This window comes from Coleofasciculus sp. FACHB-712 (assembly GCF_014695635.1).
Taxonomy (GTDB): Bacteria; Cyanobacteriota; Cyanobacteriia; order Cyanobacteriales; family FACHB-T130; genus FACHB-T130.
The window spans coordinates 1-14,186 of sequence record NZ_JACJOQ010000630.1 but is presented as its reverse complement, the minus strand read 5'-3'; the positions used below and the strand labels follow the sequence as shown (position 1 = coordinate 14,186).

Here is a 14,186-nt window from a genome sequence, read left to right as displayed (position 1 = left end):
CTGCTGATTGCTTTCACTGTGTCTACTGTAAGGAAATCAGGGGCTTTAGGTATGGGGGCAAGCCGTAATTAAATAGGTGTATTTGCCGTCTAGAGGAATTCAACGCGATCGCGCTACCGCGCAGCCTTCGGATCGCGATTACCTCGTTGAACTCTCCACCAACACCGCCTAAATCATTCACGATTGGTTCCTTCTAAAAACTTGTATTATATGTATTACATAAAGATGCGATTTTCGATCCATCGTTCGGAATTCATAAAAAATAAGAGTTGTACTAGCTATGCGCCGTGCTTCTGGATGCCTGTTTGGTTTAGCTTTTGGTGACGCGCTCGGTGCTGTAACTGAGTTTCTCAATGTTGACGAGATCCTGCGCCGCTTCCCACCCCAAGGGCCGCAGCAACCAATGGGCAATCCGGCTCGCGTTACAGATGACACGCAGATGACTTTAGCGGTTGGAGAGGCACTTTTGGAAGTAATACCGCCTTTGGGTGCTGAGAGCCTAGAGCCGCTGCTACGCCGCGCCTTCATCGACTGGTGGGACAGTCCTGACAATAACCGGGCACCGGGAAGAACTTGTCTAAATGCCTGCGCTAACTTGGCAGATGGCCTGCCGTGGGAGCAGGCAACGGTAGCAAACTCAAAGGGTTGTGGAGCCAATATGCGGGTGGCACCTGTGGGTCTGGTCAACAATTTGGACGAAACGACCCGCGCCGCGATCGCTCAGTTCCAGGCAGCTTTGACCCACGGACACCCCACCGCACTTGCCGCCTCGGATTTAACGGCAAGAGCGATCGCTGACCTGGTTGCGGGTGCCAATCCCGAAGGGTTGCCCTCGCGACTTCGCGCCTATGCTGAGGAGCAACGCTCGATCTACCACGCCGACTGGCTGGGGTTGCTCTGGCAACGTCCCTCTATCACTACACCAGAGGAATTTATCAGTCGTGGGTGGGATGAATGTTTATCAGCCCTTGACCGTCTGGATGCCGCCTTGGCAGAACCGAACCGGGATGCAGACCCCTGTTTGGCGACGGGTGAAGGATGGGTAGCAGAAGAAGCCTTTGCCACAGGTCTACTATGCTTTCTACTGTTTCCTGAAGAGCCAGTGCGCTTCGTCGTGCAGCACTCACCGTAGGCGATTCGGACTCTATTGCCTGCCTCACGGGTGCTTTCGCCGGAGCCTATTTAGGAATGGCAGCATGGCCCGAAGAATGGGTCAGCCGCATCGAGTACCGCGATCGCTTAGCAACACTGGGCAACCGATGGGATGAGGAAGCAACTTCAGATGCCAGTGGCGCTCAGGTGCCCTTATCGTAAGCGATCGCAATTCACAATAGAGATCGGGGCGATCGCCATAATCAAATGGTTCAACAGCGATCGCTCGTAAAATGAAAAAGCCCGGTTGACCGCGATAGAACCTATGGTTACTCTTTCTCCTACTCTGCAATCCCGACTCTCGACACCTCTGAAAATTGGCTCTTTTGAAGTCAAAAGCCGGGTTTTACAATCGCCCCTCTCTGGCGTTACCGATATGGTGTTTCGTCGCTTGGTGCGTCGCCATGCACCTGACTCGATGATGTACACCGAGATGGTGAACGCGACGGGACTCCATTACGTGAAGGAACTCCCCAAGATTATGGAGGTAGATCCGAACGAAAGACCGATTAGCATTCAGTTGTTTGACTGTCGCCCCGATTTCTTGGCAGAAGCGGCTGTAATGGCTGTGGAAGAGGGCGCTGATACGGTTGATATCAACATGGGTTGCCCGGTCAACAAAATTACGAAAAACGGCGGTGGTTCTTCGTTATTGCGGCAACCAGAAGTCGCTGAGGCAATTGTCCGAGCGGTCGTGAAGGCGGTGAATGTGCCGGTAACGGTGAAAACCCGCATCGGTTGGACAGATAAGGAAATCAATATTCTGGACTTTGCCAAGCGCATGGAAGATGCGGGGGCGCAAATGATTACAGTCCACGGTCGCACTCGTTCCCAAGGTTACACCGGCCCTGCCAAGTGGGAGTGGATTGGTAAAGTCAAGGAAATTCTGTCAATTCCAGTGATTGCCAATGGCGATATGTTTTCCGTGGAGGCGGCGGTGAAGTGTTTGGAACAAACCGGCGCGGATGGGGTGATGTGTTCGCGGGGAACTCTGGGCTATCCCTTTTTGGTGGGAGAAATTGACTACTTCTTGAAAACTGGTCAAGAAAAGACGGCACCAACGCCGATACAACGGTTGGAATGTGCCAAAGAACATTTGCAAGCTTTGTGGGAATATAAAGGCGATCGCGGAATTCGGCAAGCTCGCAAGCACATGACTTGGTATGCCAAGGGTTTTGCTGGTGCTGCGGAGTTGCGCGGACATCTAGCGGTGGTCGAAAACCTTGAGCAGGGGTTGGAGACGATCGATCGGGCGATTGAACGACTGGCTAATTCTACTTGGCAGGAGGTTGAACAAGAGGAGTTAGCATTGGTGGAAGTTTGAACCACTCTAGGCGCAGAGGGCGCGAAGGAGAACAAGGCAAGGAAAGCGATCGCCTAGAATAGACGCCATCTACCTGCATTGTTTGCTGTCATGAGCAACTCCTCACACACTTCGAGTCCCCGTCCCCGCTATCAGACCCTTCGAGAACTTGGGCGCAATCGCGCCGGGGGTCGCATCACTTATCTGGCAAAGGATAACGTCACAGAGCAGTCAGTCATCCTGAAGCGATTTCTATTTGCCCAAGTTGGGTCTGAATGGTCGGGTTTTAAAGCTTATGAGCGCGAGATTCAAGTCTTGCGAGGACTCGATCATCCGGGAATTCCCCGTTATCTCGATTCCTTTGAAACCCAATCTGGTTTTTGCATGGTGCAGGAGCATAAAGACGCCCTGCCTTTATCCTCTCCGCGCAGTTTCGACCCGGATGACATCCAGAAAATTGCTGTTTCTGTCCTAGAGATTCTTGTTTATTTACAAAATCGCATTCCATCTGTAATTCATCGGGATGTTAAACCTGAAAATATCCTCGTAGACGAACAACTAAATGTTTATCTGGTGGATTTTGGCTTAGCTCGAATTGGCAGTGGGGAAATGGCAATGAGCAGCGTCGCCGCTGGGACATTTGGGTTTATGGCACCCGAACAGATATACAACCGCCAGCTAAACGAAGCGACAGATTTATATGGTTTAGGCACAACACTCATTTGCTTGTTAACTGGGACAAAATCAACGGCAATTGACACCTTATTTGATGAAGATGGTCGCCTTAATTTCAAGCCGCTGCTTCCCAAGCTGAGCCTGCGTTTTGTGGATTGGCTCTCAAAAATGGTCGAACCCAAAGCAAAAGACCGTTTCCCCAATGCTACGGCTGCTTTGGAAGCTCTCAAGCCGATTTATGTTAATCGCTTACCGGAAGTTAAATTTAGCCAACTGGCTTTGGAATTAAAAACAACACAACTAGGCGAAAAATTAACTCAAACCGTTAGGGTTAATAATTCCGTTCCGGACACTTTGCTAGAAGGGACTTGGGAAGTAGCCCCCCACGACAGCGATCCGCGCTATTCCAATTCTCATGCTTGGATTTCCTTTGAACCAGCCACATTTAAGGGTAATCATGCTGATTGCAAAATCACCGTGAATACGAATAAGTTGATGGCAGATAAAACCTACAGCCGTCAGATTTTATTACACACCAATTCTTCCCCAGAAACTTACCCGCTCACGATTACAGTTCGCACAACTCTGCTTGAAACTCCAAAGCCACCTTATATTTCAATGGTTTTGCTTTTAGGAATTGCTTTGGCAATGACTGGGTTTTGGACAGGCGCGATCGCTTGGATGGTAGCAATTCTATTCAAATTTACCTCTTGGACATCTGTAGCAATTTTTGAAGTTGGAGTAATCGCGGTATTTTTGGCTTGGTTTAGCGCCGGAACTCTACTGGCAGCAGTTGGCATCAGAACTGTGCTAGGCATAAAGATTGCAGCTTGGTTGACCACTGTGACAATGTTAGTTGTTTTGTTGTCATCAGGGTTCTTACCGGCGGCGATTACTGCCTTGGGAACCTTGGCAGGTCTAGTAATTGGCTTCCTAAATGGGGCAGTAATTAAAAATTATAAAGAAAGGGGATTTCCTGAAAAGATTGCCATTGGCAGCGCACTTTTAATAACAGGTTTCGGCATGAGCTTAGGGACAGGATTCAATGTCGGATTCTTCAATTTCTTTCTGTTTTTATCCTTACTGGGAACCAGTTTATCCTTAGCTGCCATCATGTATTATCCATATCAACAGCGAGAAAAACTGATGGCTAACTATCGCCATGCAACACAAACTAGGCGTTTGATTAAGCCATAGCAGAGATATTGAGGGAAAGAGCGAAATAAAAAGGGCGATCGCTCTTTTTATTTCGCTTGATTATGCATTCAACGAGCTTTCCCTAAGGCGATCGCAATAGAACCCGATATTACCAAAATCGCCCCTACCACTCCTAAAACAGTCAAGCGTTCTGGTGCAATGAGGTTTGGAAAAAACATTGACACTGCTGACACAGAGATTAAGGTGACAATGGGAGTTGTCGCTAATACTGCACTCACCCGCGATGCTTCCCAATGTTCCAAAGATTCGGCAAAAGCACCGTAAGCGATGATGGTATTCAAAGCACAGAAAAGCAGCATTCCTAAATGTAAAGGATTCAGTGTCAGAATGGGTTGAGGTGCCGCAAAAGGGCTAAATAAAACAGCACAGCCGCCATAGATTAGCAGCATGATATTTGAAGACGGTAATCTTTGTAGAAGCTGCTTTTGTGCTAAAGCATAAATTGCCCAGGTTACTGCTGCAAAAAAGATTAATCCGCAGCCGATTAAATATTTGCCTTGTGCTGTCAGTAAGTTGGCTAATTGTTCGTGAAAGAACAGCGCAAATCCTAAGGTGAGGACGCTTAAGCCCGCCCATTGACGCAGAGTATAACGTTCTTTGAAAACAACCAATCCTCCTAAACCCATTAAAACTGGAGCGAGTTGAATGAGAACTTGGGCGTTAGCGGGTGAAGTTTGGTGTAAACCTTGCAGAAAAAGAATGTAATTAATCGCCAAAAATACAATAGCGATCGCTAACAATCCAAGTGGCGTTGAACGCAATTTTTCGACAGGTGGTAGTTGCCGCCGTGCGGCTAAATAAACGGCTAGCAGCCCAAACGATACCAAAAAGCGAAACCAAGTGACGGTGTAAACATCGAGTACCTGTAGCGTTACCGTCAGGGCAATGGGCAGAATTCCCCACAAAAATACAGTCACAAGCGATAAGGCTAGCCCTAATCGCCATCTACCGGAACTAGAGTGAAGTGGCATTGGTATATTCTGATGAAAAGGGAAAAGGAGCGATACGTTTTGTGCCGCACGCTCCTACAATCTTTCCTTAGTGTGTTTGCTGTTGACATCTAATCTTCGACTATTTCCAGCAGTTCGGCTTCACTCAGTTGGGTGATTCCCAACGCTTCAGCCTTTTCTAACTTGGAACCGGCATCTTCCCCCACCAGTAAGTAGTCGGTTTTGGCGCTGATGGAACCCGTAACTTTACCACCGGCTTTTTCAATCAACGCTTTCGCCTCGTCGCGCTTCAAAGTCGGCAGCGTACCAGTAATTACAAAGGTTTTGCCTTGTAGGGGCAAGGGAACGCTTCTACTTTCTGCGGATGGGGTTTCTACCTCGGCGGCGAGTTGCAAACCCGCTGCTTTCAGTCTGTCAATTAATGTTTGATTCGCCGGGACTTGAAACCAATCATAAACAGCGTGGGCAATTTCTGGGCCAATGCCGTACACTGCTTCAATATTCGCTGCGGATGCCGTAGCGAGTTGCTCAACGGTGGTGAATTTTTGAGTTAAAGTTTGGGCATTGACACTGCCGACGTGACGAATCCCCAAACCGTATAATACCCGCGACCAAGGCTGAGTTTTTGAGTGCGCGATCGCATCCACCAACTTTTGGGCTAATTTCTTGCCCATCCGTTCCAAGGTGCCCAATCTATCAGCGGTTAAATCGTATAAATCTGCAACCGAATTCACCACCCCTTTATCTACTAGCTGGTGCATCAGTTTCTCGCCCATGCCGTTGATATCCAGTGCATTGCGGCTTGCCCAGTGAACCAGCGCCCCTTTGAGGATAGCGGGACAAGAAGCATTCACGCAGCGCGTCACCGCCTCATCAACAGGCTTTACCACTGGCTGATTGCACACCGGGCAACAGGTGGGCATTTGGAAGGATTGAGTTCCCTCTGGGCGGAGTTCTGGCAATACGCGCACCACTTCGGGAATGATTTCCCCGGCTTTGTGGATAATCACCGTATCGCCAATCCGAATATCGAGCGATCGCACATAATCAATATTGTGCAATGTGGCTCTTTGTACGGTTGTCCCAGCTAATTGCACTGGCTGCAACTCTGCCAAGGGTGTCAGCGCCCCCGTTCGCCCCACATTGATAGAAATATTTTCCACCCGTGTCGGTGCCTCTTCCGCCGCGTATTTCAGCGCCACTGCCCAGCGGGGAAACTTTTGCGTAAATCCTAGCTTTTCCTGAAGCGGAATCGAATTCAGCTTCACGACGACCCCATCGGTCATATAGGGTAGATTTAATCGCCCCGTATTCCACTGGTCATAATAATCCCGAACATCTTCTAAAGACTGGCAAAGCTTGCGATTGGGATTCACTTTAAATCCCATTTGTTGCAGCAATGCCAACGATTCCCACTGCGTTCGGGCAACCTCAGCATCATGCTTCCCAGGAATTTGCAACGTATAGGCAAAGAAATCCAGCCGCCGCTTTGCCACAATCCGAGAATCTAATTGCCGCAAGGTTCCCGCCGCTGCATTACGAGGATTGGCAAATAACTGATCGCCAGCTTGCTGCCGTTCCTGATTAATTTGCTTAAACACATCTAAGCCTAAAAACGCCTCGCCGCGAACTTCTACGTGAGTGGGAGGGTTTTCTAAATTCAATCGCAAGGGAATAGCGCGAATTGTCCGCACATTCTGAGTAATATCTTCCCCCGCGATGCCATCCCCCCGCGTGGTTCCTCTCACCAAGATGCCATTTTCATAGGTGAGTGCGATCGCAGAACCGTCAATTTTCAACTCCGCGACATATTCAAAAGTATTGAGTTCGGGAACTTGTCGCCGCCAGCGTTCCTGCCATTTGGCAAATTCCTGAATATTAAAGGCATTTTCCAAACTATAGAGAGGGATATTGTGCCGCACCGAGGAAAACTGAGTTGCCGGTTTCTCACCCACGCGCTGAGTGATGCTGTCCGGTGTTACCAGTTCTGGATACTGGGCTTCTAAGTCTTGCAGTTCCCGATACAGCCGGTCATAGATGGCATCCTCCATGATGGGAGCATCCTGGACATAGTAGGCATAACTGGCTTTGTCCAACAACTGTCGCAGTTCCTGTACCCCCTGCTTGACTGCCTGTGTCACTTCCACGGCATCCATCCCTACTTAAAACTCTATCGTTTCCGCTTTTAGTCTAACTGCCATCACCAGATATAGAACGGCTCTCAATGGATTTCAACACAACCGGAACCTCGCCCCCAGGTACCTCTCCGCTTTTCGAGAGCCAGGGGGGTTTCATACAGTCAAAGAAAATATCGAGGCATTGCGACATTTAGTAGGGGCGTGTTTATGCCCCTACTCAGTGAAAGAGGGGAGAATCTTGATTTTCCTGGGCAATTTATTGTTGAAAGAGTTTTAAAGCGCGATCGCTTAGCCTTATCTGACGCGAAACCTCTCCCCTCGTACCAGCAGGCGATTTTTGTATTTAAACTTCATATTTCTGATTTGCGGAGTTTATCCAAATCAGGTTGAAGTATTTTAATAACAATCCTTTTAGTAGGAATCGTGACTAAGCAAAATTACGAATTTTCCTTACAGCGATTCCCGCTAAATCCGCAAAATCCACAATGCCATTTGTGGATGTATCGATAACAATCACAAGCAGTAATAATCTAAGGAAAAATTTAAATGTCTGAAAGAAGACCAAATCGTATAGTTCCTATTATTGTTGGCACTGCCGTTGTAGTAGCCGGAGGCATCGGTACTTATCTTTACTTGAAGGGTTCTTTTAGCGATGCGACCAGCCCTCTTGCAAGTGCCAAAGTGGTGCCGGATGAAGCATTAATGGCGGGTTTTGTCTCCACCGATCCGAAAAACTGGGCGCAATTGCAACAGTTTGGGACTCCGGAAGCCCAAAAATTGGTTGATAAAGGGCTGAAGGATTTCAACAAAGAGATGTTGACTGAATCCAACATCAATTATGAAAAAGATGTTAAGCCTTGGCTGGGTAGTGTGATGTTTGCTGTTCTGCCATCACCGACTGTAAAACCGGCACAAGCGACACCCCCAAAATCGTCACCGGAAGTCCGGATGTTGATGGTGGTTGGCGTCAAAGACAAAGTAAGTGCTTTAAGTTTTGCAAATAAGCTGAAAGCCAAGAAAGCTGGAACCAAACAAATAGATTACAAAGGCATCAAAATAGAGGAAACCACAGATAAAAGTGGCAAAACCTACACGGCTTTGTTAGACAGTCATTTAGTGATGTCCGATGAAAAAGAAGCAGTGCAACTCGCCATTGATACCTTTAAAGGACAACCTTCATTTGCTAGCAAAGCAGGTGCAGCCAGCCTTCTGACTAAGGGTGTAGACGTACAAAACTCCATCGCTCAATTCTATATCCCCGATTATGCGGGGACGGTGCAGCAAGCACTGGCAAATAATCCGAATACGCCCCCGCTTCCTCCAGAAACCCTAAAGCAGTTAAAGGCTGTGCAGTCGGTGGTGATGGGTGTTGGGATTGATAATGCCGGTGTGAGGATGAAGGCGATCGCAAAGGTAGATCCCTCGGTAATGAAAGTTCAGTACAAGGCTTCTCCTGGCAAAGTCGCGTCTCAACTTCCGGCTGAGACAATTGCCCTCATCGCTGGAAATGGAATCAGCCAAACTTGGGCAACGGTTGTCGAACAATCCAAAGCCGATCCCCAAGCCCAGCAGGGGTTTGACATGGCAAGACAGCAACTCAGACTCGTCAATCTTGACCTAGATAAAGATATCTTCGGATGGATGGATGGAGAATTTGCTCTCGCGGCGATTCCATCGACCAAGGGAATTTTAGCACCCGTTGGATTTGGTGGAGCCTTGATATTTCAAACCAGCGATCGCAAAACGGCTGAAGCCACTTTCAACAAATTGGATGCGATCGCTAAGGGAAATTCAATTGCCGTAGCGCCTAGAAAAATTCAGGGTAAAACCGTCACAGAATGGCAAATCCCGCAACAAGGCGCTTTCTTAGGGCATGGTTGGATAGATGAAAACACGATGTATGTGGCGATTGGTGGCCCCATCGCCGATGTCATGGCAAACAAGCCCAGCCAGCCTTTGGACAATAGCACATCTTTTAAAACGGTCACGGGGTCTTTGCAGAAGCCAAACGCAGGCTATTTTTACCTCGACATGGACAAAACCATGTCTTTGGTGAACCGCCAGCTACCTCCAGCACAAAAGAGTTCCATCACGCCTGAAACCACTGCAATTCTGAATTCCATGCATGGTATTGGTTTGACCGTGACTCAACCAGACGCATCAACGGGTCAAGTTGAGGTGTTACTTGCACTCAAGCCTAAAACGGGCAAATAGGAAGTCGCTGGGAATGAGTAATTGGTAATATTCTTGAAGGGTGGGCAATGCCCACCCTTCAAGCTTTGGTGGGATAAAAGCTCATCCTACTGAGACATCTTTATTCAGGATTGGTAATTGGTTATAAGGTCATTTGTTACTTACTATTACCCATTACCTATTACCCATTACCCATTACTTATTACTTTATGACTGCCACAGTAAATACTGAACTCGGATTATCTTCACGCTTGGTAAACGGATTGCTAGCGATTAAGCCATTAGCCAATCTAGCCAAGCAGCAAGCGCGTTCAATGATGATCAAACGCGCCGAGAAGATTGGAGTGCCTTGGAGAAAGCAAGTACAGACGTTTTCACAATACGACTGGGAAAGTCATCTGGCTCAAGTACAAAACCCCCAACTGACTTACCCAGAATATTACCTGCGATCGTTCCATGCTTACGAAAGTGGTAACTTAAGCTGGGAAGCCGCTTGGGAAGTAGAAGTTGCGGCTTATGCCGTTCACGCCGGAATTTGGCCTGATGCGGGGGCGCAAGGAGATGCCCGACTGCGCCAGAGTTATCTTGATATTCTCAAAAACGAAATCGCTACTCAACCGCAAGATATTTTAGATTTGGGGTGCAGTGTGGGAATGAGTACGTTTGCCCTCCAAGATGTTTATCCCCAAGCAAAGCTGACGGGTTTGGATCTGTCGCCCTATTTTCTAGCAGTTGCCCAGTACCAATCCCAACAGCGCCAAAAACCGATTTCCTGGGTTCATGCTGCTGCTGAATCTACAGGTTTGCCAGATGCCTCGTTCGATTTGGTTTCTATCTTTTTGATGTGCCACGAGTTGCCTCAGTCAGCAACTATGCAGATTTTCCGAGAAGTGCGGCGCGTACTGCGTCCCGGTGGCTGTTTGGCAATTATGGATATGAATCCTCAATCTGAGATTTATACCAAAATGCCGCCCTACATCTTGACATTGCTCAAGAGTACCGAGCCTTATTTAGATGAGTATTTTGCGTTGGATATTGAACAAGCGTTAGTAGATTCAGGTTTCGCTGCGCCGACAATTACCCGCAATACTCATCGTCACCGCACGGTAATTGCCAAGGTGAAGCAGAATTAGAAATTCAACATTAAGAAAGATTTTCTTTTTCATTTCACGCAAAGACGCTAAGTTTTTCTTAGCGTCTTTGCGCGACATTATCATCCGTCCAATGTGCAACGTCTGGAAATGCTTCAATTTTTAATTATTCTGCTTCTCCAATTAAAGTGAATGCCCCCCAGTCTTTAGGATTTGGATGTTGCTTCATGGTGCTGAGCATGGCGCTTCGCAGCGCGGCGGCTTTATCGGGTGTTTTTTGAAGATTTTGATAAAATTCTGTCATCAATGAGGCTGTAGGAGCGTCTGGCACTTGCCACAGAGACACAATTACACTGGGTACACCCGCACTCATTAAGCTGCGAGATAAGCCGATCACGCCATCGCCAGTGATTCTGCCTCTACCTGTGTCGCAAGCACTCAGGACAACTAATTCGGCATTGAATCTCAAGTCTAGAATTTCTTCAGCGGTGAGTAAGCCGTTATCGTTGCCAGATGGAGCCAACGCGATCGCACTTCCCAATCCTCGAATATCATCTAGTAAACCATGAGTCGCGAGATGAATGATTCGTGCTGTGGGTATTTGTTGCAGAATCGCTGCTTTCGTTGCCTCAGAGCCGGTGAAAGCTTTAGTCTTAAACAGAGGCGCGATCGCTAAAGCTTCTCGTTCTGCACCCGGTAAGCTTGGTAACTGAGTTGGCGGATCGCCAATTTTTTCAGGAACCCTCGGCATTGTGGGATTCCCAACTATCAGCACATCTTGATTTTGTACAGAAGTAGAACTTCGCGTTCCTACAAGCTGTTGTTGCTGATTTGTTAAATCCAGTACCTGAATTGATGGTGCCGTGAGGATAGTATGTTGTTCGATTAAGTATTTGCCAGAAGCATCTTGCAATGCTGGGAAAGGAACTAGAAACAGTTCGCTTTGTGGAATAAAGATAACACGAGCATTTGGGTCTTTTGGGAGCAGATCAGCAATGGGTTTAATGAGTAGTTCGTGAAGTTCCTTAAAACCTTGTTTTGCTTGACTTCCAGTAACTTTAGCCTCTACACCTAAACCACGGCCTCTAACACCAATCGATTCGCGGCTGCTGACAACAAGCTCTTCCAAAGAACTCTTTTTTTGCTGTCGCAAAGACTTAAGGTTGACTTTACGAAAGGCAATTTCGCCGGTTGGTTTAACTACCCAAATATAAATTTCAGATGTTTGGGATTGCGATCTTTTTCCTATGGCATCTATGTCTTCGTAGACAATAGAATATTCAACCAAGGTAGCGTTCTGAAGCTTGGCAATCTCTTTGATTTTGTTGATATTCGGTGAGGTAAGCGTAGCTTGAACGGATGCTTCAGATAACCGCGAAGCTAATAGCTCAACAAAGGCTCTTGCTCTCCCCCGTTCAGCAATTTCCAATGCGGCTTCTATTTTATTTTGGGCAAGTAAAACTTGTTGTAAATTGCGATAAGTGCTGACTTGATCTTCAAAAAGTGATACTTTATTAGCATCATTTCTACCTAATCCGGTTCGGACAGATTCTAATACTTCGATTCCATTTTTTAAATATGTTTCGGCTTCCGATAGCTTACCCGCACGCATAAAAGTTAGCCCTAAATTGTTTAAGGCGATGGCTTCCCCTCGTTTATTTTTAATTTCGCGAGAAATTGCAAGATCCTGCTGAAAGTAATTAATCGCTTTATCGTACTCGCCCATAGAATTATAAACGAGTCCCAAATTGCCTATCGCTTTTGCTTCCCCGCGTTTATTATTATTTTGTTTAGCTAAGGCTAAGCTTTGTTGATAATATTCACTAGCTTGCCGGTAATCTCCCAGATTTTGATAGGAGAGAATTCCCCAAAAATTTAAGATATCTGCTTGCAAATCACGATCGTTGATTTCTTGGGCGATTTTCAAGCTCTGCTGATAAAATTCTTTTGCTTTATCTGTTGTGCCACTTTCTTGATAAATGTTTCCTAAGTTTAGGATTGTTTGGGCATATAATTTCCGTTTTTCTCGAACTTCTAAGGCACTTTGTTGATTATTGGGTTCATCGGTAATTGCTAAGCTCTGCTGATAATAGCGAATTGCTTGGGAAGAATCATTCAAATTTTTATATACAGTGCCTAAATTAGACAGAATACCTGCTTCTGATTGGCGAGCGTTAATTTTTCTGGCAATGGTTAAGCTTTGCTGATAATATTCAATTGCTTCCTGATATCTTGATAGATTGGCATAAATCCCGCCCAAATTATTCAAAATTTCTACTTCAATTGCCGATTCCCCCATTTCCCGCGCCATAACTAAACTTTGTTGATATTTATCAATAGATTGGGAGTATTCAGCGAGGGATTCATGAACATGACCCAGAAGTGCAAGAATTACCTGTTGGCTAGAGCGATCTTTCAGTTCTTGGGCAATAACTAAACCTTGTTGGAAGAACTTTCGAGCTTCAGGGTACTTGTCCAGCAACTGATAGTAACTTCCGATAGATGTAAGAGCAGCTCCTTCAGCCCTACGTTCTTTGAGTTGCTGAAAAATAGGGAGTGCTTGTTGCCAAGAATCAATCGCTTTCTGATAGTTTCCTATTTGTTGATAAGCAAGAGCCAGCATACCAAGAGCGGCTGCTTCACTTTTATTATTTTTAATTCCCCGTGCAAGAGTTAAACTTTGTTGCAGATACTCGATTGCTTGGGGATGTTGTCCCAGCGCCGAGTACGTACTTCCCAATTGTCTTAGATTCTTCGCTTCTAAGGGACGATCTGCAATCTCTCGCGCGATCGCTAAACTTTGCTGTTGGAAATCAATTGCTTGAGAGTACTGTTGCACCCAATAGTAAATACTTGCCAGGTTTGCTAGAGCGGTTCCCTCTCCCTGACGATCTTTGAGTTCTCGATAAATCGTCAATGCCTGTTGTATCGACTGTAAGGCTTTGTCAAGTTGACGGTTATCAATCTGCTGAATACCTTGCTCTAAAAGGCGTTCAGCTTCTACTTTGCGGGATTCTGAAGTTTGTGCCAACACCTGTGTTATGGAAGGCGCGTTCAAAGGCGCTGAAATGGTAGCTAGGAAAGCGATAAGCGCAAAGATTCCGAGTTGAGGGCGCATAGCTGAAAGAAGATGTTGATTGAGTGCAGTTTACAGTCTTAGCCCAGACTGATAGGGAGTGTCCAGTGGTGCAGGGGAAAGACAACACGATCGCTCTCGGTACACATTCCCGTTAAGATTATCCAGGAACTTGTCCGATAATGGCTTGCGTCTTGAGTAATTGCGCGATCGCTAAATGCTGCTAGTGAAACTCAAAGGTATCTTGCGATACTTGCGGCTAGGGCTTACCGTTTAACCCAGATTCCGCAGGTTGCTGGTAGAGTCAGAGGTATTTTTAAGCAATGACTCAACAGCCCACCAACATCCAAGTCAAAGATATCGATCATTTAGGCATCGTGGCAGGCATCA

The 14,186-nt window shown here is 46.8% G+C and carries 8 protein-coding genes and 1 pseudogene; 5 read left to right on the top strand and 4 right to left on the bottom strand.

From position 1 onward, the window contains the following. Nucleotides 1-22: 22 nt before the first annotated feature. The gene (locus tag H6F50_RS23450; RefSeq protein WP_190430550.1) at nucleotides 23-181 is read right to left on the bottom strand and encodes a hypothetical protein; all 159 of its coding nucleotides are present in this window, start codon (nucleotides 179-181) and stop codon (nucleotides 23-25) included. Nucleotides 182-280: 99 nt separating this feature from the next. Here H6F50_RS23450 and H6F50_RS23445 point away from each other — a divergent pair. From H6F50_RS23445 to H6F50_RS23435, 3 genes and pseudogenes are all read left to right on the top strand, one after another. Then, nucleotides 281-1,314 (top strand): annotated as a pseudogene (locus H6F50_RS23445) (ADP-ribosylglycohydrolase family protein). A 103-nt stretch (nucleotides 1,315-1,417) separates the two neighbouring features. Beyond that, nucleotides 1,418-2,476, top strand: a complete 1,059-nt coding sequence (gene dusB / locus H6F50_RS23440; protein WP_190430549.1) for a tRNA dihydrouridine synthase DusB — start codon at nucleotides 1,418-1,420, stop codon at nucleotides 2,474-2,476. 90 nt (nucleotides 2,477-2,566) lie between these two features. Next, entirely contained in the window at nucleotides 2,567-4,327 is a 1,761-nt protein-coding gene (locus H6F50_RS23435) for a serine/threonine-protein kinase (protein ID WP_190430548.1), read from the top strand. 68 nt (nucleotides 4,328-4,395) lie between these two features. On the opposite strand, the gene H6F50_RS23430 is transcribed toward H6F50_RS23435, so the two are convergent. Further along, nucleotides 4,396-5,319: a DMT family transporter gene (locus H6F50_RS23430; protein ID WP_190430547.1), complete on the bottom strand. Its 924-nt coding sequence runs from the start codon at nucleotides 5,317-5,319 to the stop codon at nucleotides 4,396-4,398. Between the two features lie 89 nt (nucleotides 5,320-5,408). Beyond that, entirely contained in the window at nucleotides 5,409-7,454 is a 2,046-nt protein-coding gene (gene ligA, locus H6F50_RS23425) for an NAD-dependent DNA ligase LigA (RefSeq protein WP_190430546.1), read from the bottom strand. 528 nt (nucleotides 7,455-7,982) lie between these two features. On the opposite strand from ligA, the gene H6F50_RS23420 reads away from it, so the two are divergent. Further along, on the top strand, nucleotides 7,983-9,650 hold the full coding sequence (locus H6F50_RS23420; RefSeq protein ID WP_190430545.1) for a DUF3352 domain-containing protein: 1,668 nt from the start codon (nucleotides 7,983-7,985) through the stop codon (nucleotides 9,648-9,650). Between the two features lie 188 nt (nucleotides 9,651-9,838). Beyond that, on the top strand, nucleotides 9,839-10,762 hold the full coding sequence (locus H6F50_RS23415; protein ID WP_190430544.1) for a class I SAM-dependent methyltransferase: 924 nt from the start codon (nucleotides 9,839-9,841) through the stop codon (nucleotides 10,760-10,762). 124 nt (nucleotides 10,763-10,886) lie between these two features. Here the strand turns inward: H6F50_RS23415 and H6F50_RS23410 are convergent, their stop codons facing one another. Beyond that, complete coding sequence (locus H6F50_RS23410) at nucleotides 10,887-13,754, bottom strand: CHAT domain-containing protein (protein ID WP_347277204.1); 2,868 nt, start codon at nucleotides 13,752-13,754, stop codon at nucleotides 10,887-10,889. Between the last annotated feature and the right edge of the window lie 432 nt (nucleotides 13,755-14,186).